The sequence below is a fragment of the Rhodococcus sp. 05-2256-B1 genome, from assembly GCF_002258465.1.
Classification (GTDB): Bacteria; Actinomycetota; Actinomycetes; order Mycobacteriales; family Mycobacteriaceae; genus Rhodococcoides; species Rhodococcoides fascians.
In genome coordinates, this window is record NZ_NOZA01000014.1 from 1 (window position 1) to 22764 (window position 22764).

At 65.6% G+C, this 22764-nt stretch carries 14 protein-coding genes; 4 read left to right on the plus strand and 10 right to left on the minus strand.

Features of this window, described 5'->3' with window-relative positions; genetic code table 11:
* Positions 1–356: 356 nt before the first annotated feature.
* A complete protein-coding gene (locus CH285_RS05865; protein ID WP_094643130.1) occupies positions 357–1766 on the minus strand; it encodes a plasmid pRiA4b ORF-3 family protein in 1410 nt (469 codons plus the stop codon).
* A gap of 107 nt (positions 1767–1873) precedes the next feature.
* On the opposite strand from CH285_RS05865, the gene CH285_RS05870 reads away from it, so the two are divergent.
* Positions 1874–2761 carry a LysR family transcriptional regulator gene (locus CH285_RS05870; RefSeq protein ID WP_032364898.1) on the plus strand — a complete coding sequence of 296 codons (888 nt, stop codon included), beginning with the start codon at positions 1874–1876 and terminating at the stop codon, positions 2759–2761.
* 55 nt (positions 2762–2816) lie between these two features.
* On the opposite strand, the gene CH285_RS05875 is transcribed toward CH285_RS05870, so the two are convergent.
* The 5 genes from CH285_RS05875 to CH285_RS05895 all read right to left on the minus strand — a co-directional run bounded on the left by CH285_RS05875 (position 2817) and on the right by CH285_RS05895 (position 11478).
* Positions 2817–3515, minus strand: a complete 699-nt coding sequence (locus CH285_RS05875; RefSeq protein ID WP_032364877.1) for an SDR family oxidoreductase — start codon at positions 3513–3515, stop codon at positions 2817–2819.
* A 102-nt stretch (positions 3516–3617) separates the two neighbouring features.
* Complete coding sequence (locus CH285_RS05880; RefSeq protein WP_052055089.1) at positions 3618–4166, minus strand: LpqN/LpqT family lipoprotein; 549 nt, start codon at positions 4164–4166, stop codon at positions 3618–3620.
* A gap of 190 nt (positions 4167–4356) precedes the next feature.
* Positions 4357–5196 (minus strand): HAD family hydrolase, encoded by an 840-nt coding sequence (locus CH285_RS05885; protein ID WP_094643131.1) that lies wholly within the window; start codon positions 5194–5196, stop codon positions 4357–4359.
* A 28-nt stretch (positions 5197–5224) separates the two neighbouring features.
* Positions 5225–6442, minus strand: coding sequence for a metallophosphoesterase (locus tag CH285_RS05890; protein WP_094643132.1), 1218 nt, complete (start codon positions 6440–6442; stop codon positions 5225–5227).
* A gap of 101 nt (positions 6443–6543) precedes the next feature.
* The gene (locus CH285_RS05895; protein WP_094643133.1) at positions 6544–11478 is read right to left on the minus strand and encodes an AAA domain-containing protein; all 4935 of its coding nucleotides are present in this window, start codon (positions 11476–11478) and stop codon (positions 6544–6546) included.
* 216 nt (positions 11479–11694) lie between these two features.
* Here CH285_RS05895 and CH285_RS05900 point away from each other — a divergent pair, with 216 nt between their 5' ends.
* The 3 genes from CH285_RS05900 (at position 11695) to CH285_RS05910 (ending at position 18875) form a co-directional block, all read left to right on the plus strand.
* Positions 11695–12297 carry a dihydrofolate reductase family protein gene (locus CH285_RS05900; protein ID WP_094643134.1) on the plus strand — a complete coding sequence of 201 codons (603 nt, stop codon included), beginning with the start codon at positions 11695–11697 and terminating at the stop codon, positions 12295–12297.
* Positions 12298–12311: 14 nt separating this feature from the next.
* Entirely contained in the window at positions 12312–12983 is a 672-nt protein-coding gene (locus CH285_RS05905) for a TetR/AcrR family transcriptional regulator (RefSeq protein WP_032371643.1), read from the plus strand.
* A 414-nt stretch (positions 12984–13397) separates the two neighbouring features.
* A complete protein-coding gene (locus CH285_RS05910; protein WP_094643147.1) occupies positions 13398–18875 on the plus strand; it encodes an ATP-binding protein in 5478 nt (1825 codons plus the stop codon).
* A 122-nt stretch (positions 18876–18997) separates the two neighbouring features.
* On the opposite strand, the gene CH285_RS05915 is transcribed toward CH285_RS05910, so the two are convergent.
* The 4 genes from CH285_RS05915 to CH285_RS05930 form a co-directional block, all read right to left on the minus strand.
* On the minus strand, positions 18998–19213 hold the full coding sequence (locus tag CH285_RS05915; RefSeq protein WP_032407130.1) for a hypothetical protein: 216 nt from the start codon (positions 19211–19213) through the stop codon (positions 18998–19000).
* A 96-nt stretch (positions 19214–19309) separates the two neighbouring features.
* Positions 19310–20185: a pseudouridine synthase gene (locus CH285_RS05920; protein ID WP_032407136.1), complete on the minus strand. Its 876-nt coding sequence runs from the start codon at positions 20183–20185 to the stop codon at positions 19310–19312.
* 3 nt (positions 20186–20188) lie between these two features.
* Positions 20189–21031, minus strand: coding sequence for an oxygen-dependent tRNA uridine(34) hydroxylase TrhO (gene trhO / locus CH285_RS05925; RefSeq protein WP_094643135.1), 843 nt, complete (start codon positions 21029–21031; stop codon positions 20189–20191).
* 18 nt (positions 21032–21049) lie between these two features.
* The gene (locus CH285_RS05930) at positions 21050–22702 is read right to left on the minus strand and encodes an alkaline phosphatase D family protein (protein ID WP_094643136.1); all 1653 of its coding nucleotides are present in this window, start codon (positions 22700–22702) and stop codon (positions 21050–21052) included.
* Positions 22703–22764: the final 62 nt, after the last annotated feature.

A 22764-nucleotide genomic window follows, 5' to 3' on the forward strand; every position in this document is an offset into this window, starting at 1 on the left:
CATCGAATGCTTTCACCAAATAAAATTCGGCACTGACATTCATCGACACACTGTTGAGTTCTCAAAGAACACGCACACACTCGAACCCCACGAACACACAGTCCGTAGGCCTCAAGGGCAACTGTTCCAGCCTATCCCAGCTTGGTCTCGGACACAAGGCCCGACTCTTGGGGGATACAACCTGCCGAGCCACACGTCCAACCTCGTTCACCCAGTCCGTGAAGACCGGGTCGGTGTCCGTCGCTCTGACTCGACAAAAGTTACGCCACCAACCCCACACACGCAAATCGGCTGGTCAGGCCCCTGGAGACGCGTCGAGCCGGCCGAGACGGCACCGAACGCCTCGGAATCGGCGGTCAACTGGACAAAGCGTCGCGTGCAAATCGACGGGACCAACTCGGTGAGTCCGATACGGCTTCCCGAAAGTAGAAGCTCGGGCCATGGGCACCGATGAGGTCGAGAAAGCTCATGGTCGTCTGAGCAGCGAACTTGGCGTCGAACACACCGGAATCCTCACTGGCCCAGCCCAATTCGGAGACCGTCTCGATCAGCATCTCGTTACGGTGGGCCGCTGAGGCCGATGCGGCCAGGGAGATCAGGAACAGCGTCGCGGCATCGGTCTCGTATGTCTCCCTCCCCAGCGGAAGCCGCGAGGCCGCATGCCGCCACATGCCGATCGGGTCATCGGCCAGTGATTCGCCGAGCTTCGTGCGCAGCAGCCGCCCCTTCGCGATGCGGGTCAACCCGAGGTGTCGGACCGCCTCGCGCAAGTCGGTGACCTGATGGTGGTCGATCTCGCGGCTGCTCGACCCCACCCACCCCAGACCCCAATCGAGCTCGTCGCGGATCGCTGCCACGAAAGCGGGCTTGAGGTAGCCGGCATCGGTGAGGACAGCCCCGCCGTCGCCGACCTTTCGGAGGAACCAGGTGAGCTTGGCCATCGCGATCTCGGCAACCGGCAGGTCCACCGAACTTTCGACGGTGAGCTCGCACCGGGGCAGCAACGCCATCAGTGACGGCACGTGGGTGGGTCGTACTCGGTCGAACAGTCGCCCGATGGCCGGTGCGGCCGCGACAGCTTCGGCGAGCGTCGACCTACCGACATCTGCGGATTGCAGCACGCGGTTGACTGCATCGACCTCGAAACGGGCCGAGTCGAACGTCGGACCCCACTGGGAGAGAAGTTCGGAGTGTTCGGGGTCGGACGAGTCTGCCGCGATGTCCAGCGCCTGGGTATAGCGCGACGGACCGCCCGAGGACTCGGGAGGACACGCGCGGGCACCGTCGAGACAGATCGAACGAAGGTCGTCGATATCGGAGTCCTCGTGTTCCAGCTCGACTGTGTGGGTCCACCCGTCACCGAAATCGTATTCGTACGTCATGACGGATCCCGGGTTCGTCAACACCTCGTCGACGCGTACCCGCTCCTCACTGGAGGCGTCGTCGTCCGGTTCGTCGTCGAGGGTCTCCTGCATTTCGAACCGTCGGGTCGCCCCCGCGGTTCTGACACTGAATGCGTGCAGGTGTCGGTCTTCCCAGCCCACGGCGATCTGCAGTACCGAATGCAACTCCGACAACAACAGATCCGATCGCACGCGCACTCGTCGCCAGATCGACGGCCGCGTGTGATCGATACTCACCCTCAGCACCAGATTCGCCAGGCCACGCGCGGCACCCTCCGTTGCGCTGGGTTCGGCCGGCTCGTCGGCTTCGGGGATATCCGGCACCACCGACAGGTGCCGAACGCGGCCGGTTCTGATCGACATTCCTACGACCCTAGCCGGATCGGTGCAGCAGACCCAGGTGTCACGAAACACCGCCGCTCGATCCTGTCCGGGCGGTAGTGCAGAGCAGTATCGCCTACCCTCGTGCGGTGCCGACTCTGCGCGCCTTGGAATGCTTCGTTGCCGTCGTCGACTGCGGCTCGGTCACCGCGGCGTCGACCCGACTACACCTGTCTCAGCCGGCACTGTCACATCAGTTGGCCGCCTTGGAGAACGAGATCGGTACCCCACTACTGCAGCGACTCCCCCGTGGCGTCCGCCCCACCCCCACGGGCCTTGCCGTCCTCGATGACGCCAGGGCGGCGCTGGCGTCCGCCGAACGGGTCATCCGCACCGGCAGAGCCTGCGCGGAAGGCTCGGAAGGTCGCCTCCGGTTGGGCTGCGTCGAAACGATGACCGTTCCCGTACTGGCTCCCACACTTCGCACCTGGGCACGTAAATACCGCGACGTCGACATCGAATTGACCGAATACAGCAGCGCCGACGTGATGGCCGACGCCGTTGCGCGAGGCGATTGCGACGTGGCAGTGGGCCCCGAGTCGACGCGCTTCGTCGGGGAGGTGGTCAAGATCGGTACCGAGGACGTGGTCGCGGTGGTCCCCGAGGGCCTCGACCTAACCGACCGGCCCGACCTGTCGTGGGCCGATCTGCTCGATCGGCCCGTGGTGCACTACCACCCGACCAACGGGCTCGCCGCCTGGATCGACGCCGAGGCCGCATCGAGCGAGGTGGTTCTGACCGTTGCCACCCGCACTCGAAGTGCCAGCACAGCAGCACAACTCGCTCGGGCGGGGCTGGGCATCGCACTCGTCCCGAGTACAGCGCTGCCGCCGAGGTTCGACGGAGTCGTCAAACCGCTGCGCCCGCCACTTCGCCGGACGGTGGTGGCCATGATCGGCTCCCCTACCGACGCCCTGGTGCAACGGTTTCTCACCGACCTCGCTCGCCACGGCATGCCGAAAACACGCGGACTATGACGCCTGAGTGACGACATGGGTTCGACGAGCAACCCGGCTCCAGTGTTCGGCTCGTTCAGCTCAGACGCCCACCGCCGTCGACATGCAGTGTTGTGCCGGTGACGAAGGTGGCGGTGAGGGCGTACAGCACGGTGGCGACCACATCGGCCGGTCGACCGACGCGTCCGGCAGGATTCGCTCGCGCCGTCTCCTCGAAGAACGATTGCTTGCCGTCGCCCATGGCGTCCCATGCTCCGGAGTCCACGATTCCCGGCGACACGGCGTTCACTCGAATCGGTGCCAGTTCTACCGCCAAAGCCTCGACGAGAAACGACACGGCACCGTTCGTCGTGGACATGATCGACAGCCCTGGCGCCGGCTTCCATGCGGCAACCCCCGAAAAGAACAGCAGCGAGCCACCTTCGGAGATGTGCCCACCGAAATGCTTGGCCAACAGGATCGGCCCGATCACTTTTGCGTCGAACGCTTTTCGGATATCGGCGACGTCGAGCTCACCTATGGGTCCGTTGGCATGATCGGCGGCCAGACTCACGACGTGATCGATCGCTCCGACAGTTGCAGCAGCTGCGGCGATGGATTCCTCGTCGCTCAGATCCACAGTCAGGGCGCTGGCTCGATCACCCAGCGCAGACACAACCCGTTCCACGACATCCGGCCGACGCCCGGCGAGCACGACGCTTCCTCCGCTGTCGATGATCTCGGTAGCAACCGCCCTACCGATTCCCGACGCTCCGCCGATCACAAGTACTCGCATGGTGTTTCACCTTTCGCTCGAATGGTTCGTCACCAGTCAAACGAAAGCCTGCCGGTTCTACAATCGCGATAACGAGGCCCTGCCATAGAAAACCCGAATGAGTTATGCCGCGGGAAGCGTCAGTCCGTCGTTGATCGCAGAGACGTCGAACGCCAGCGCATCCAGCTGCGACTCGAGCGTCGTCACGGTCAGCTGGACCAGGTACCGACTGTCCTCGCCCACTACTGCGTAACGCGTCGTCACCGCAGCTTCCAGCTGTTGAGCGACGTAGGTGCCACGAATGAACCGTGACGGCCAGCCGGCCCACGGTTCCGTGCTCGTCTCTTGCTCGACCCACCCCGGCATCGCGCGCCCGTCACCGAAACCCAACGCCATCAACGCTTCCGGGTCGATGGAGCGAGAGAGCTTCCCGACCAGCAAGACAGCATTCGGCGCGAAACCGTTCTCCACCAGGTTCGGCTCGACCGTCACTTGGGTCGCACCGGGAAACTGTGCCGGATCGAGCGTCTGCCACCCCGCGGGAACCGGCACCGTGATGCCGAGATCGGCCGCCGCAGCGCCGTCCAGCGGCAACACCTGCAGTGCATGAGCGTCGAGATACTCGGCGATCGTGGTGGGTTCGGACGGTCGGGTCGTGGGAGAGTCGTTCACTGCAGGCCCTTCGTGGTGGTCGATTCGGCACGACCGAGGCTACCGGCGTCCGCCGAACCTACCTCGACGACTCCACACAGCAGGTCACTGTTGTTCGGAGACAAAGCGATCTGTTCCGAGACAACGCCATCCGTGATGTCGGACCCAGATGGGTCGAAGGCCGGTCGACCGAGAACAGTATCGCGAACGACTACCGCTGCACTCGACGCTCGGTGAGTTCTTCGAGATAGCGGGCAACCGCATCGTCGTCGTGCGAATGCAGTACACGATCGGCCACAGCGCGCACCGGCTCCGCAGCATTCGATGGACACAGCGCGGTACCGGCCCACGCCAGCATGGGAAGGTCGTTGCGCGCATCTCCCACCGCTGCCACGTCGTCCTGAGCTACGCCCCACTGTTCGCACAACTCCGCCAGAGCAGTGGCCTTGGATACCCCGGCGGCGGACATCTCGATGTACGGTGCCCCGGAGTGCGTCAGCTCCACACCGACGAGACCTGCCTCGGCCACCAACGCGTACAACTCCTCGCTCGGCGTATCACTGTGTCGTGCAACAATTTTTACTGTCGGCTCGATGTCGGCCGACAGACCGTCCTCCGACAGCTCCATCTCGTGCGGGTGGCGGTGATGGTCGGCGAAGACACACAGCTCCGCGTATCGCGACTCGGCGACGAAACGAGTGGCACCCACAGTTGCGACCGCCACGCCGGGAACCAGAGATCGAACGGCGGAGGTGACAGCCGCGACCGTCTCCGTCGGCACCGACCTGGTCGCGACGATGACCGGGCTGCCATCGGCAAGGTCCAGCACCACCGCACCGTTCGCTCCCACTGCCGTACCGGTGAACCCACACGACGCCGCAAGCTCGGCGATGGAGTGCCGCGCCCGCGCCGTCGCCCACACCACCCGGATGCCTGCGGCTTCGGCCGCGGCCATCGCATCTGCCGTCCGCGCCGACACCGTTCGATCCGAACGAAGTAGCGTGCCGTCGAGATCGGTTGCGACTACCTGGATCTCTCCCGTATGCCTCACCCGTCCGATACTGCCAGGTGCCGACGCGTCAGCCTGCCACCAACGTCAGGACCGAGATCTCACTCGGTGCGAACACCCGGAACGGCGGCCCCCAGAATCCCGACCCCCGACTGGTGTAGAGCTGCGTACGCGCTCCATGCCTGCTCAGTCCGTGCACCACCGGCTGGTCCAGTCGAACCAATGCCGCGAACGGCCAGATCTGACCGCCGTGGGTGTGGCCGGACACCTGCAGATCGACGCCCGCTCGGACGGCGTCGCCGATCTGTTTCGGCTGGTGGGCCAGCAGCAACACCGGGATCGACGGATCGGCCCCGGCCAGTGCCCCAGCCAGATCGGCACCGTGGCCGGGGGCACCCGACCCTGCTGCCGTGGCGTCGTCAACACCGGCGATGACCAAGGCATCGTCACCTCGATGCAGCACGACATGACGATTGTGCAGCGCGTTCCACCCGATGCTCTGCATGTGGTCCAGCCACTCCTGCGCCTCACCGAAATACTCGTGATTACCGGTGACGTAGACGCGGGCGGCGGACGCGCGCATCGATTCCAGCGGCGCAGCCTGTTGCCTGCGCGTGGACACGGAACCGTCGGCAATGTCGCCGACGTGCGCGAGCACGTCCGGTTCGAGCGCGTTGACGGCGTCGGTCAGTCGCCTCGACCACACGGTTCGGTTCACCGGACCGAAGTGGGTGTCGGTGACCAGGACGACTCGCAGGCCGTCGAATCGGGCACCGAGCCGGGCGATGCTGATGCTCGTGTGCCGAACGCGCGGAGTGCGCATGGCCTCGTAATGGCCCCAGAGGGCAAGGCCGACGATCACTGTCACCGTCGCCGCCGCCGTGATTCGCGACCGCAATGGATCGTCGACACCGGCCGCCCACAGCCCGAGCCTGAGCAACAGTGAGAGCGCCGACCATACGAACGCGATCCAGGCGAGACCCAGCAGGACGTCGCCGAGACGCGCCCAGGCGTCCTTCCTGTCCCCCTCGATGCCGGGCCGGTGACCGAGATACATCGCGGTGGGCAAGGCGAGCGCGGCAGCGATCACCAGTGCCGCGCCGAGAAGCCGAACCACCGGCGGCCACTGCGCCCCCGCGAACAGCACGGTCCACATGGGCAGCCCGAACAGCACCGCACACAGGGCAACGACCGTGGCCGGGACCATGATTCGCCGACGAAGTGTTCGGCCGGGCCGTTCGGGCACCGCCCTGTCGGCGTGCAGCCCCTGCGTCTGTCGATCTGCCATCGGCGGAGACCCTCTTTGCTCGAACGTGCACGAATACCGCGAACCAGACTACGACGGTAACGAGCTGCACGCTGACGGGCCGCGACTCCCGCGGATTACACCTACGGGCTGCGGCGCGTGGTGTATCCCCGCAGTCCGTTGAGAGGCAGTTGGTGCTCGGCGACCACCTCGTCGACCGAGCTCTCGGACTCCTCGACGCCACCACTCGATTCGACTCCGTCGACCGCGCCCCGCACTTCTTCGGAGCTGTCGACCGAATCGGATGCACCCGGTCCGTCCGAGTCCGCATCTGCGGCAGGCTCTTTCGGTGCTGTCGGGGGTGTGGACGCGCGCGGAGCTCCGGTCGCGTCGATCGTGCTCGAACCGTTCGCAGCACCGGTTCCGTTGGTCAACCCCGACCGTCTGGATGTGCCGGTTCCGTTCGTGGTGTCGGTGTCGGCGGTGTTGTCGGTAGGTATGTCGAGGCGAGGCATCGTCCACAGAGACAGCACCGAATCATGCCGAACGGGTGCGTTCGTTCGTGTCGCAGCCTCGAAAGCCCCGGAATCGTCGAACTGCGAGGACTCTAGCGGTACCGGTGTCCAGGTCTCCTCGGACGCCGTTCCGCCTTCCGCACCAACGGCACCGGGCTTGATTCCCAATCGCGCGAGGGTGAACCACAGACTGTCGAGAGCACCGTCACGATCGAGGTGGTACTCCGATTCCCGCACGCGCCAGAACGTCCACCCGCATCGCTTGAGTTCCTGCTCGCGTTGCAGATCCGCCGATCGTTGCGCGGGGGTGGTCGAGAACGAATCGACGTCGCATTCGACGGCGAGGCGAGAGGACTCCCCCGTGACGACGAGCGCGATACGCCGATTGTTCACTTCGACACCGGGATTGACGTGGAAGCCACGCTCGACGAGGTCGTTGAACAGCTGCTGTTCCAGCAGCGTCTCGAACGGGGCTTTCCTGATCTCGCGCGAGACGTTCTGGGGCATCGGATCGGCGGGAGCGGGTGAGACCGACGTGACGTAGGAGAGCAGAGAGTTACGCAGGTCTGCTCGTTTGAGGCGATCGACGGTGACCGAATGGAACAGCCACAACTGATCCTGCGCCCGCGACGCGGCCACGTTGAACCGACGCTTGTACTGGTTCGAGGTCAGGGTGGCGAAGTTCTGATCCGGTGCCACCACCATCGACAGGAACACGACGTTGCGCTCGTCGCCCTGGAAGTCCGGTGGCGTGCCCACTCGCAAGCGGCGTTGTTCCCACTGTTCGATGCCGATACGTTTGATCAGCTCGTTGCGAATCTCGTCGACCTGCGACTGCCCCTGCAGCACAACGACTCCGAAGGTCAGGTCGTCGTACGCGGCATCGGCGAGGCACTCGGATATCTGCTCCGCGATGGCAATGGCCTCGGTCCGGTTGACGAGCGAGGCGTTCTTTCCGGTGACCGTCGCCCCGCGAACGTACGTGTGCCGAAGCGGCGGCAGTCGATCGGAACCGAACTGCCGCACCGGCACCAGTGGCGAGTCTCCGTAGAACTGCTGACTCGACCAATTGATGATCTCCGGCATCGAACGGAAGTGCTCTCGTAGTCGCACCACCTGACCGAACCGGGTGCGCAGCATGGAGAACAGACTCGACCGCGGTGTCAGCGTCGCCCGCACGTGCTCCGGTAGATCCGGGAGATATACATCGAGGCGGTCGAACACGTCCTCGAGCGTGCCGGCCTGAGGGACATCGGCGGGCGCGCACTGCCGGTCGTCTCCCACCACGATCACCCGAGGAGCGAGGTACAGCAGGAACAGGCTCGTGATGTCGGCCTGGCTGGCCTCGTCGACGATGACGACGTCGAAGCTACCCGGCACCGGCGGAATCGACGCGAGCACCTGGGAGAGCGGCATGACCCAGGCGGGCACCGCGCTCTGTGCCTCTCGCATCGCCGATCGTGCTGCGCTGCGGTAGGTTTCGGCGTACTTGCCGGCACCCGAACCGATACTGGAAATGTGCTCGCGGTAAGTCTGCAGTGCGCGAACCTCGACGGCCGTCATCCGCTGCAGGCTGTTGAGCCAGGCACTCGCGGCAGCGAGACGCGTCGTGAGATAAGCGATGTCGACATCCGCGGCCGCCAACTCCGCTTCGAGTTGCTGCTCGAGACCCCCGTGGTGCTGCTCACCGACCCACTCGCGCGCGCGACGCCACGCCCACGCCTTGGACAGCTGCCAACTGAGCTCGTCCCATTCCGGATCTGCCGCGGTGTCCTTGACCAACTCGAACAGGGCCGGCGCGACTGCCGACAGTGTGGCCGACATCGACTCGAGCAGCAGCTGATTCTCCTGCTCCGCGCAGGCCTGAGCGTAGGCGGAGACCGCGCCCGCCAATTCTGCAGGATCGGCAGCGCCGAGGGCCGTCACCAGATTCAGACCTTCGGGCGACGGTCCCGCATCGATACGAGTGGCCACCGCGAACTGCAGAGCGTCCAGCTCGGCGCGGGCGATGTCGATGTCGACGCGCGCGGAGATGGCCGCAGCGGCTCCGGCTATCTCCTGAGCTTCGGCGAGGCTTCGAATCCACGGCGCAGCAGGCGACACCGTGTAGAGGCGGTGTACCAGTGCGTCACGAGCGGCAACCACGGCCGCTACGGAACGGAGTCGATCGGCGATCTGCGCAACGGTGTTGACGCGAATCGATCGCGGGCCGTCGAGCGGGACGACGATCGCCAGGTCGGCCAGCAACACCGCCGCCGTCTGCACGGTGTCGAGAGCCCGAATATGTTCCGCGACAAGCCGAGCGGCCATCGCACTCGTCGGCGGTTGCCCGTCGACGGTGGCGACGATGCCGAGAGCTTCGACGGTCTTCTGCTCCTCGCTACGCCGAAATCGCGGCTTCCATTCGATTCCCGATTCCAGCGCAGCTGCGAGCGCATCCATAGCCTGCAGAGTCGCAGCAGACGTGGACGAGCACTGCACGTCGTGCGCGCCGATGTACCGGTCGGACGCTGCGGCAGTGGCAACGAGGTCGTCGATTCCGCTGACCCGCGACCACAGGTGAGACGCTTCGCCGGACAGCACCGAGTCGGTCACCCGCGCATACGTGGCATCGAGCTCCGCGACCACTCGCACGCGAGCCGCCAATTCCTCGCAGAGAGAACGGATGTCGGACGAGACCGCAGGTTCGACGCCGCCCAGCAACGTGATCAGGTCGGCAGCCAGCGGCGGGACGGCGTCTATCGGCGTATGCACACGCCGGCACAGCGCTGCGAGTTCGGCCGAATTCGGCAGCATCGTTTCGGGACGCGGCAGCACCTGGCGCGATCGTTGCTCGCGGGCACCGTCGGAGGCCGCAATCAGCGCTCGGAGTTGGTCGACCTGGGCACCGTCGAACGGTGGCCGGTCGGCGAGCAACGGCCCGGGCAGCCACTCGTGGGCGCCTTCGGCTGCTTTGACCTTACGTACGATCGACGCCACCGTGCCGTCGTACCCATCCGAAACATATTCGTGCACAACGGTTTCGGATTCACGAAGGGCGCTGACACGGTTCAGCAGTTCCGTCCGACGAGCGAGCGCGGCCGCGCGGCGGGTGGTGAGCGCGTCGATCTTCTGCTGCTCACTGGCTTCGTCGAACGAGGTCTTACGCTCGGCGATCTTGGCGACGCTGCGATTCAACTCGTCCGAACCACCACGGGAGAGGTCGGTGATCGAGACGCAGAGCTCCTGCAACTCGGGCGGCAGCTTGTCGCGCAGGACTCGCAAAGCTTGTGACTTTTCACTAGTGACCAGAACCCGCTGACCTCGCGCCAGCAGCCCGGACATCAGGTTCGCGATGGTGTGGGTCTTCCCCGTCCCGGGCGGCCCTTCGACGACCACACCGCTGTCGCGTCCGAGTCGTTCGATGATCTGCGACTGCTCGGCATTGGCCGGCAGCGGAAACAGAGGATCTTCGGCCAGCGCCGCCGACGCGCCGGCTCCGGTCCGTTCGAGCCATGCCATCCGATCGGCCGGCTCGATCGCGTCGACCAGTTGCGCGAGGCCCAGCGGAACCGGTGAGTCGGCGGCGTCGAGATCGGCGATCATCTGCTCGTAGTACTCGACCAGCGCGAACGAGTCGCGGGTTCGGAGCACGAGTGCGGGCGAGACCGTCAGCGTTCGATCGTCGTCGATATACGCGAGAGCTCCCGGGGGCCCGAGGCGGTCGAGCACCTCGATCTCGTGACGGGGAACTCGCGTCGCCCATTCACGCAAGAATTCTTCGACGCCCTCACCGAGGGGCGAGTCGACCTTGCCGTGCAGCTTCTCGGCGAGAGCCACCGAGCCGGAGGTATCGAAGTCCCTCGATCCGGTGAGCAGCTGGCCGTCCTCGAGACGCGGGGTACTACCGGCGACCAGTCGAACCAACAGGTCGCCGGTCCGCACATCACGTTCGATTCCGGCCGACTGGGTGAGGAGGTGAGTACGCACGCTGCGCTGGGGGTCGGGGTTGCTCGACGTCAGCAGACCCGACGCCACCACCAGTTCGATCGACTCGGGGCGCGAGGCGAGCTCTTGCATCATCAGTTGCAATGCCTGGTACAGCGCTGCCTTGGGCCGCCGGTCTCGATCTTCGTGAGCCCACTGCTTCCAGGACTCCGAGTACTGCTCGAAAGCCTTCTTGATCTCGTAGGCCTTGCGAATATCGAAATCGGCGTCGGACTCCTGCGCCTCGCCGCGACGACGTGATGCCGCCGCCGACGCGTCGGCGAGCTCGATCTCGCGGTAGCGACTGTCTCCGACGACCTGGGGATCGAGCCAACCCGTCAGAAGCGCCGGTGGCTCGGGTGGGTCGTCGACGGCGATGCGCGGCGCCCGAAGTACGACCCCGCCCTGGCCGGCCTTCGGGTCGAGACGAACCGGAATCTCACTGGAGTACAGCCACTCGACCTGGACATGATCGTCGAACCTCAGGACCGGATTCGACCGCGCCTCGACTATCTCGCGCAGGAAGCGCAACAGGCGCGCAACCCTGCTCTTGAGCTCGTCGTCGTATTCACGACCGGTAGCCGCTGCAGCCGTCACAGTTTCCCCACAAATGCTCGAATGGCCGTCCCGCCAGGGGACAGTGCTTACGCACCCGCGTCACAGTAGCCGTTGAAAAGCAGTTGTTCACCGGGGTCCGAGCACACAGAATGCGTTCTAGTGTTCGGTCACAAAGACCGACTTGGTTGCTTGGAACAACAACAGAAAACGCGGCCCGTCCGGACACGCACCGGCCGCCGATCGCAGGAGCGTCGCATGCGCAAGCTGGTCTACTACATCGCCGTCACACTCGACGGATTCATCGCCGCGCCCGACGGCACCTACGACTGCTTCGCGACCGAGGGTGATCACCTCGAGGCCATCGTGACCGAGCTGCCCGAGACGCTGCCGGTGCACGTCCGCGCCGCACTCGGCATCGATGCCCCGCCGGCGCGGTTCGACACCGTGGTGATGGGCCGGGCGACCCTGCAACCCGCACTCGACATCGGCATCACCAGCCCGTACCCCCATCTGCGGCAGTACGTGCTCTCCCACACGCTGCCTGCCGCGACGGACCCGACCGAGCCGATCGTCGGCCGGAACCCGATCGACCTGATTCGAGAACTCAAAGCCGAGGACAGCGACGCCGACGTGTGGTTCTGCGGCGGCGGCCACCTCGCAGGGCAGCTCGTCGACGAGATGGACGAGCTGTTTCTCAAGGTCTATCCCGTCGTGCTCGGCCGAGGTATCGGGCTGTTCGCGCCCGAGACCGGACCTGAGCCGCCGATCGCACGACGGTTCGAGCATCTGCACTCACGCCAGTTCGACAGCGGCGTGCGGTTCACCCGGCTGGTTCGCCCCGACGGCGGTGAGCGATGACGTATAAAGACTGAATGCCTGCCGCACCGGTGTCCGAAGGGGAGCAGCCGACTCGCCGGCCGACGACCCAGCGCGGACTACGGACCCGATCCGCACTGGTGGCAGCCGCCCGACGCGTGTTCGAGGACAGCGGCTACCTCGATTCCCGGCTGATCGACATCACCAGAGCCGCGCACTGCTCGGCTGGGACCTTCTACACGTATTTCACCAGCAAGGAAGAGATTCTGGCCGCGGTGCTCGAACAGGCCAGGGACGACATGCTGCACCCCGGCACGGAACGGGTGGACCCGCACGACGATCCCGCTGCCGTGATCGCAGCCAGCAACCGGGCGTACTTCGAGGCATATCGGCGCAACGCCAAGCTGATGGCACTGCTCGAGCAGGTCTCCAACATCGATCCCGACTTTCGCCGCCTACGCCGCGAACGCGCCGACGCGTTCGTTCGACGCAACGCACGCAGTATCGAGAGCCTGCAGAAACGCGGCGTGGCGGATACCGACCTCGATCCCCTGCTCGCCTCCCGCGCGTTGTCGTCGATGATCAGTCGTCTCGCGTTCAACCACTTCGTCGTCGACGCCGAGGACGGCAATCCCGACGCCGACTACGAGGCGCTGCTCGCCACTGCGACGAGGCTGTGGGTCAACGCGTTGCGGATACCGGACAAGAGCGTCGGACACACCGGATGAACGCCTCTTCGGCAACCTGCTGCTCGTCCGAAACCACCTTCGTCGACCTGTACCCGTCGGTAATGTACTCGCCGGTAGCCAGAGATGGTGAGGAATCACGAATTATGCTTCCCGACAACGCTACTCGTGAGTACGAATCCGATGTGAGGCAGAGCAAAGAAAATGTCCAGTACGGAATGCGTTGTCACAGAATTGAATTGGCTCGTTCGTGATCAATCACACTCACCCCGAACGCCGTTGGCACGGCACAGGGCCCGGTTGCCGCTAGAATAAGTCGACCGGAGTGCTGCATGGGCGCAGGACCGGAGCCTGCGGAACGACCCGACAACCATCAAACGGACATGCCCAGCCGGACCCACCTCCCATCGAGTGCACCGACGCGATGTGCGCCTACACCGAGCGAAGAGAGATACGTTGTTCAAGCGGATTGCAGTAGTCAACCGAGGCGAGGCAGCAGTACGGCTGATCCGAGCCGTCCGAGAGCTCAACGCCGAACACGATTACGGCATCCGCACCGTAGCGCTGCACACCGAGGCCGAGAAGCGGGCCATGTTCGTCCGCCTGGCCGACGAAGCGGTCACGCTGCGTAAGCCGGCGAGCGGTTCGGCCTACCTCGATTACGGCGTGCTGGAAGCGGCACTGGTGGAATCCGGGGCCGACGCCGTATGGGTCGGCTGGGGCTTCGTCGCCGAGGACCCGACGTTCGCCGACCTGGTCGCCCGCTTGAACATCACCTTCATCGGCCCGTCCGCGGACGCGATGCGCCTGCTGGGCGACAAGGTCGAGGCCAAGATTCTCGCCGAGAAAGTCGGCGTTCCCGTCGCACCGTGGTCCGGCGGCCCCGTCGAGACCCGCGCCGACGCCCGTCGGCACGCCGCGGCGATCGGCTACCCGTTGATCATCAAGGCCCGCTCGGGCGGCGGTGGCCGCGGTATCCGCAAGGTCTTCCACGAGGACGAACTCGAACTGTCCCTCGAACGCACCCAGGGTGAGGCCGAGCGCTCGTTCGGCGACCCCGTCGTGTTCCTCGAGCGTCTGGTCACCGATGCCCGGCACGTCGAGGTCCAGGTCATTGCCGACAGTCACGGCAACGTGTGGGCCCCCGGTGTGCGCGACTGCTCGATTCAGCGCCGCAACCAGAAGGTCATCGAGGAGTCCAGCTCCCCGCTGCTGACCAAGGAACAGTCCGATCAGCTGCGCACCGCGTCGGCCGAGCTGGTCAAGGCAGCCGGATATCAGGGCGCGGGCACCGTGGAGTACCTCTACCAGCCCGAGCAGAAGATCTTCACGTTCCTCGAGGTCAACACCCGCCTGCAGGTCGAGCACCCGATCACCGAATACACCACCGGCATCGACCTGGTGAAGCTGCAGATCCTCGTCGCCGACGGCCAGGCACTGCCCGGCGACTGCCCGCCCGAGTTCGGTCACGCCGTCGAGGCCCGCCTCAACGCCGAGGACGCCGACAACGGCTTCGCACCGGCCCCCGGCACCGTCGAGCTGCTCAAGTTCCCCCTCGGCACCGGCATCCGCGTCGACACCGGCATCGCCCAGGGCGATGTCATCCCACCCGACTACGACTCCATGGTTGCCAAGGTCATCGCCTGGGGCCGAGACCGCAGCGAAGCGCTGGCGAGACTGCGCAATGCGCTGCGCGAGACCACGGTCGTCATCGACGGCGGCACCACCACCAAGTCGTTCCTGCTCAGCCTGCTCGACCGCGAGGAAGTCATCTCCGCCTCCGCCGACACCGGCTGGCTCGACCGCACCGAAGCCGGTTCCCAGGTGGGGCCGACCGCCGTCGCCGACATCGCCATCATCGCCGCAGCGATCGACGCCTACGACGCCGAAGAAGGCCGCGAACGCACCTCGTTCCTCAACTCCGCTCGCGGCGGCCGCCCACGCGCGACACACGCCATCGGCCGCACCGTCGAGCTGAACTACCAGGGCCAGGCCTACAAGCTCGAGGTCGGCCAGACCGGTACTCACCGCTACAGCATCGAGAGCGACGGCATCGGCGAACTGCAGGTCGACGTCGAGCGCCTCGGCACCTACGAGAGCCGCCTCGTCATCGGTGACCGCCGCTACCAGGTGGTCACCGTCGCCGGAGCCGCCCACTTCCTCGTCGAGGTCGACGGCATCAGCCATCAGATCTCCCAGGACGAGGCCGGGCTGGTCCGCGCGCCTGCACCCGCTGTCGTCGTCGCCGTCCCGGTCGCCGTCGGCGACGAGGTCGAAGCAGGACAGACCCTCGTCGTCCTCGAATCGATGAAGATGGAAACTGCCGTCCGGTCCCCGTACGCGGGCACCGTGCGTGAGGTCCTGGCCTCGGTCAACGGACAGGTCGACGCGGGTGCTGCACTGCTGCGCGTCGATCAGGCCGGAGAACAGAAGGTCTCCGAGCAGGCACCTCGGGTGCAGTTCCGTGGCGTCGACGACGCCGCGCAGCGCTCGCCGCAGCGTCGCGCACTGGATCGGCTCGACGAACTTGCAGCCCTCATCACCGGCTTCGACGTCAGCGGTGCCCGGGCTCGAAACCTGTTGTCCACCTATGAGACTCTGCGTGCCGAGGTGCCACGCGACGATTCGGAGCTGGTCACCGCCGAACTGGCGTTGCTGAACACCTTCGCCGACATCTGCGAGCTCTCCCGCAACCGTCCGACGATGGACGAGGAGAACAACGACGAGCGAGTCCACTCCCCCCGCGAGCACTTCCACTCGTTCCTGCACTCGCTCGACGCGGACGTCCAGGGTCTGCCGGAGTCGTTCCGCGCCAAGCTCACTCGCGCGCTCGCGCACTACGACGCCGCTATCGACGAGGGCCGAACCCCGGCTCTCGAAGAGGCCGTCTACCGTGTCTTCCTCGCCCTGCAGCGCATGGAGAACCAGGTTCCGGTGATCGCGGCCCTCCTCGGCCACTGGCTCAGCGACTCCTCCGCCCAGCCCGAGGCCACCCCGGCCATGGCCGAGGTACTCGAGCGCCTCATCGGTGCCACCCAGGCCCGCTACCCCGTCATCGGCGACGTCGCCCGCAACCTGCGCTTCCGGTTGTTCGACGAGCCGCAGATCCGGATCGCCCGCGAAAAGGTCTACGACGGCGTCCGTGGCAGTCTGCAGTACCTGGCCGAGAACCCCGACGCAGCCGACTACTCGGCTCGTGTAGCCGCTCTCGTGGCGACACCGGAACCACTGATCGAGCTTCTGGCACAACGGATCACTGATCCCGGTGCTCTGCTCGAGGTGATCACCCGTCAGTACTACGAAATTCGCACCCTCGAGGATGTCAAGGCCTTCGACCGCGACGGTAAGCACTTCGTCACCGGCAACTTCGAGCTCTCGGGCGAACGACTGCATCTGATCTCGACCGCGACGGACTTCGACTCCCTCGCAACGACTCTCGACGCCGTCGAGGACATCGCCGGCCCGTCGCCGGAAAACCTTGCCGTCGATCTGTACCTGTCGTGGCCGGACGCCCCCGCCGACGGCGACGTGCTCTCGGCCCGACTGCAGGAAGTTCTGGCCGCCCACTCCGGCTCCGGCCGCTGGCGCCGGGTCACGGTCACCGTGTTCGGCGCGGTCACGCGAAAGATGACGTACCGCCGCACCACGGTCGAGGGATCCGAGCCCCTCGCCGAGGACACCATCATCCGGGACATGCACCCGCTCACCGGTCAGCGACTCGACCTGTGGCGACTGAAGAACTTCGACGGAGTCCGCCTGCCCGCCAGCGCCGGGACCTACCTGTTCCACCTGACGTCCAAGGCCAACCCGTCCGACGAGCGACTCGTCGCCCTCGCCGAGATCCGGGGCATCACAACACAGTTGGACGACGCCGGAAACATCGTCGCGGTACCCGAGATCGAACGAACCGTCGCAGCCTGCCTCGACGGCATCCGCCGCGCACAGGCCGGACGCGGCAAGAAGCGTCTCGACGCCAACCGCGTCGTGCTCTACGTCTGGCCGGTACTGAACGTGCCCGCGGACCGCATCGCCACCATCGCCCGGCACATCGCGCCGCTGACCATCGGAGCCGGACTCGAAGAGATCACGCTGATCGCACGCCTGGCCGAAACACCGGGCGCGACGCCGCGCGAGGTGGCTCTGCGCCTGTCGTACCGGTCCGGTGCCGGCATCGTCGCCAAGGTGACCCCGCCGCCGACCGAGCCGATGCGCCCGCTCGACGAGTACACCCAGAAGGTGCAGCGATCCCAGGCCCGCGGCACCGTGTACCCGTACGAGCTGATTCCGTTGCTCAGCAGCAACGGTGGCACGTTCACCGAGTACGACTTCGACTCCGACGGCGTGCTCGCCCCGGTCGATCGTCCCTACGGCCGCAACTCCGCGGGCGTCATCGTCGGTGTGGCCACCACCCCGACCGCCAAGTACCCCGAGGGCATCACTCGCGTCGCACTCTTCGGTGACCCCACCAAGGCGCTCGGCACCGTCGCCGAGGCGGAATGCTCGCGGATCGTTGCGGCCATCGACCTCGCCGAACAACTCGGTGCCCCCGTCGAATGGTTCGCATTGTCCTCCGGCGCAACGATTTCCATGGAATCGGGCACCGAGAACATGGACTGGGTCTCGCGCGGCCTGCGCCGCATCATCACCTTCACCCAGGCCGGCGGCGAGATCAACATCGTCGTCGCGGGCATCAACGTCGGCGCGCAGCCGTACTGGAACGCCGAAGCCACCATGCTCACCCACACCAAGGGCATCCTGGTGATGACCCCCGACAGTGCGATGGTGCTCACCGGAAAGCAGTCCCTGGACTACTCCGGCGGCGTCTCGGCCGAGGACAACTTCGGTATCGGTGGCTACGACCGCGTCATGGGCCCCAACGGCCAGGCACAGTACTGGGCACCGAACCTGCGAGCCGCATGCGACGTCCTGTTCGCTCACTACGATCACGCGTATGCCGCACCGGGAGAACGCTTCCCACGCCGTGCAGCCACCGCCGATCCCACCGAGCGTGACGTACGCACCTACCCGCACGTGCACCCGTCCAGCGACTTCACCACCGTCGGCGACATCTTCTCCTCGGTCACCAACCCGGACCGCAAGAAGCCGTTCGACATTCGCACCGTGATGCGCGCCGTGGTCGACCAGGACCACTCGGTGCTCGAGCGGTGGGCCGACATGGCCGACGCCGACACTTCGGTGGTGTTCGACGCCCACCTCGCCGGAATCCCGGTGTCCGTGATCGGCATCGAGTCGCGGGCCATCCCCCGCAAGGGCTGGTTCCCGTCCGACGGCCCGGATCAGTGGACCTCGGGAACCTTGTTCCCGAACTCGTCGAAGAAGACGGCCCGCGCCATCAACGCTGCCAGCGGAAGCCGGCCGATCGTGGTGCTGGCCAACCTCTCCGGCTTCGACGGATCACCGGAATCGCTGCGCAACATCCAGCTCGAATACGGTGCCGAAATCGGCCGCGCCATCGTCAACTTCGACGGACCGGTCGTGTTCTGTGTCGTCTCGCGCTACCACGGCGGCGCGTTCGTGGTGTTCTCCGGAGCACTCAACGACAATATGGAGGTCCTCGCGGTCGAGGGCTCCTTCGCCTCCGTACTCGGCGGTGCCCCGGCAGCCGCAGTGGTGTTCACCCGCGACGTCAACGCCCGCACCGCAGCGGACGCCGACGTCAAGGAGCTCGAAGCACGACTGAACGCCGCCGAGGACGACGCCACCCGCTCGGCTCTGCGCGTCGAGCTGGCCACCGTGCGAGCGAACGCCCGCAACGCCAAATTGGGTGAGGTGGCAGCCGAATTCGAGGCCATCCACAACATCCAGCGCGCACAGAGCGTCGGATCGGTGCACCACATCGTCCCCGCTGCCGAACTACGCCCGCAGCTGGTTGCGGCCGTCGAACGCGGAATGGCGCGGTCGCTGGCCAAGTAGGGCTCAGGCTCCAGGCACACGCGCGCGCGTTTGCTGGATGCGAGCGGAATGGTTACCTGTTCCGCGAGCGTCCGGCGAACGCGCGCGCGTTTGTCGGTTGGGGGTTCAGTGCAGGGCGTGCGCTACCAGTAGGTCACGTCCGTTGCGACGATTCCGGTGCACTGTCCGGTGAAGATGGTCACCGAGCAGGCCTCCCACAACCGGGACAGATCCGAGAACAAGCTCGACGCTCCGTTCGCGCTACCGGTGCTCGCGCTTCCGGTATCGGCCACGGCAACCGCTGGCGACGCTATGGCGATGACGGCAGCTCCCCACACAACAGCAATACGACGCTTCACGCAGTTCTCCTCTGTGCTCCATCGGACATGTTTCGATCGTTACGCTAACCTCGCGTCCGAATTGTCACCATCGTCCGAACGAACGATTCCTGGGCGTCAGAGCTGGAGTTCTCGGGCGCTGGCGAATCGCCGCTGTTCGCCGGTGAGCGGGTCGGTGAAGTCCAGTGCCCGGGCCAGGAGTTGCAACGGCCGAGTGAAGTCGTCGGCCGGAGTCGATGTGTACGCCGGATAGTACGGATCGTTGACGATGGGAATCCCCAACGACGACAGATGGATTCGCAGTTGATGGGTCTTACCCGTCTTGGGAAAGAGTCGATAGCGGGCGAGGTCGCCGAGAGTGTCGATGAGCTCGATGCGGGTCTCACTGTTCGGCTCCCCCGGTGCCTCGTACGCCGTCATGACCCCGTGTTCCTTGAGGATCCTGCTCTGCACGACGCGCGGAAACTGCAGTGCTGCATCGAAACCCGCGACGGTCTCGTATTCCTTGGTGACGTTGCGCGTCGAGAAGAGTTCCTGAAACGGCCGTCGGGCATGCTTGGTCTTGGTGAAGAGCAGCACTCCAGCGGTGGCGCGATCGAGTCGATGCGCGGGCGTGAGGTCGGGGCAGTCGAACTGCTTGCGCAGCCGCACTGTCGCGGTTTCGGTGACGTGCCGACCACGCGGGATGGTGGCGAGGAAATGTGGCTTGTCGACCACCAGCAGATTTTCGTCCTCGTGCAGGATGCCGATCTCGAACGGAACCGGAACCTCGTGCGCCGGAACACGATAGAAGTACACCAGACTGCCGGCGCGGTAGCGAGTGTCCAAAGTTATGGGCCGACTCTTCTCGTCCACCAGTTCGGCGTCGCCGATTGCCCGACGCCAATCGTCGTCGGGCATCTCACGTTCGAGATATTCGACGATGGTGGCGGACGGATCACCATGCGGTAGAAGCAGTCTCAGAGGCGCGAGACCGTCTCGAAAAGGCAGCATCACTCAAGCGCAGTCGAGACAGATCAACCGCAAACCACGGCCGGCATCACCGTCGAAGTCCTGGTAACGCGACGTCGGGTTGCCGCAGGCACTGCAGCGACCGATGATGGCGGTGTGGTCGGAGAAGTTCTGTGCCATCCGCTTGTCGAAGACGAAGAGCGAGCCCTCCCAGAGCGCATCGTCGCCGAAAGTCTCTGCGTACCGAACGATTCCGCCGTCGAGCTGGTAGACCTCCTCGAATCCTCGGGCCACCATCAATGAGGACAAGACCTCGCACCGCACTCCCCCGGTGCAGTACGTGACCACCGGGGACTTCTTGAGATGGTCGTAGGCACCGGAATCGAGCTGCGAGACGAAGTCCTTCGTCGTCTCGACGTCGGGCACCACCGCGTTCTTGAACTTGCCGATCTGCGCCTCGAACGCGTTGCGGCCGTCGAAGAAGACCACGTCGTCGCCGCGGGAATCGACGAGCTCGTGCACCTGCTGCGGGCTCAGATGAGTGCCACCGCCGACCACGCCGTCGGTGTCGACCTTCAGTTCCCCGGGGGCTCCGAACGTGACGATCTCGTCGCGCACTCGCACGCTCAATCGCGGAAAGTCGTTGCCGAGGCCGTCGGACCACTTGATGTCGGCCGACTTGAAGGCCGGATAGCTGCGGGTGCCGCGGACGTACCTCTTGACGTCGTCGACGTCGCCGCCCACCGTCGCGTTGATGCCGTGTTCGGAGATGAGGATGCGTCCGGTCAGGTTGTTGGACGCGGCCAGCGTCTGCTGCCACAGCCGGATCGCCTCGGGATCTGGCAATGGAGTGAACACGTAGAACAGGACGATTTTCGGTACAGCCACGCCGTCCAGTATGGCGGGTCAGCCCAGTGGCGGTGCCGCCGCCCGAAGCCGCTGGGTGCCGGAGTCGACGGTGAAGCCCGCTCCCCAGTACACGCCGGTCCGCGGATCCTCCTTGGCGGTGAGGAACCAGTGGTCCATCCGAGCCGCCGTCTTGGTGACCTCGAAGACGCCGAAACCGTGACTGTCGAGATCGACGAACTTCACGTGCTGGTTGAGCGCCTTGAACGCTTCCTCGGCGACCCGGCCCAGCGTGTGCGGCGGAGTGTGCGTCAGATCGTCGATGTTGGCCGAGCTCACCGAGGTGACGACGAGCTCGGTGGCAGCCGGTTCCGTCGTTGCGTAGTGCGCTGCGTCGAGGGGTACCTCGCAGGCCCAAGCGGAGTGGATGTCGCCGGTGACGAAGACGGTGTTGTCGACGCCTGCGTCCACGATGGCACCGAGCAGCTTGCGGCGGTCGGCCGTGTATCCGTCCCAGGGATCTGCGTTGTAGGGCAAGCCGCCCTCCGGGATTCCGAGGAGCGAGGTGACGGCCCTGGCTGCGTCTCGATCGAGCGGTGGGATCAGAGTGGGCGTGATCATCACCGGGTTGCCGACGATCTTCCACTGCGTCGGCGACGACACGATGCCGTCGGTGAGCCACTGCATCTGCTCGGCACCGGTGATGGTGCGGTTCGGTGAATCGACCTCGGGGCCGTTGAACGGCAACACCTGCTGCGAGCGGTAGGTGCGCAGATCCAGCATCGAGAGTTCGAGCAAGTTGCCGAACCGCAGCCTGCGGTACAGGTGACGGTTGGTGGCAGTGCCTGCTGCCCGGACCGGCATCCACTCGTAGTAGGCCTTCTCCGAATTGGCCTTGCGCGTGTACCAATCGCCCTCGGTGGCCGGCGTGTGGTTCTCGGCGCCGCCGTCGTACGCGTCGTTGGCCGACTCGTGGTCGTCCCACGTGCAGATCCACGGAACGTCGACGTGCGCTGCTTGCAGATCCGGGTCGGACTTGTACTGACCGTGCCGCTGGCGGTAGTCGGCAAGGGTGACGATCTCGTGGGTGGGCGAATGCTGCCGGACGACGCCGTCGCGCCCCGGAAAGCCGCCCGTCTCGTACTCGTAGATGTAGTCGCCGAGATGGACGATGGCGTCGAGGTCTCCCCTGGCTGCCAGGTGGCGATAGGCACCGAAGTACCCCGATTCCCAGTTGGAGCACGAGACGACGCCGAAACGCACCGCATCGATGTCGGCATCGTTGGCCGGGGCGGTGTGCGTGGTGCCGACGGCCGATGCCGCGTCGCTCGTCCGGAAGTCGTAGAAGTACGTGGTGTCTGCGCTGAGGCCGTCGACGTCGACTTTCACGGTGTGATCGGTATCGGGGCCGGTGGAAACGGTTCCGGAGGCGACGACGCCACTCATGTCTACGTTCCGGGCGACGCGCCAGGTCAACGATACCTGCGGGCCGACGCCGGAGCCTGGGGTGGCGTCGGGCGTGGGGGTGATGCGGGTCCACAGAATGATCGCGTCGGGCAACGGATCTCCCGATGCCACCCCGTGCAGAAAGCCTCGGTCGCTGCCCTGGGCGTGGGCGACCGCGGGCAGTGTCGTGACGACTCCGGCCACGGCAACGGCCACCGACGACGAGCGAAGAAACGTTCTTCTGGACAGCGCAGAATCAGCGGGCATCGGGTCAGTCCATGCGATGGATCGTCGGTGGTCAAGTAAGGCGCGCCTGGGTCGGCCACAGT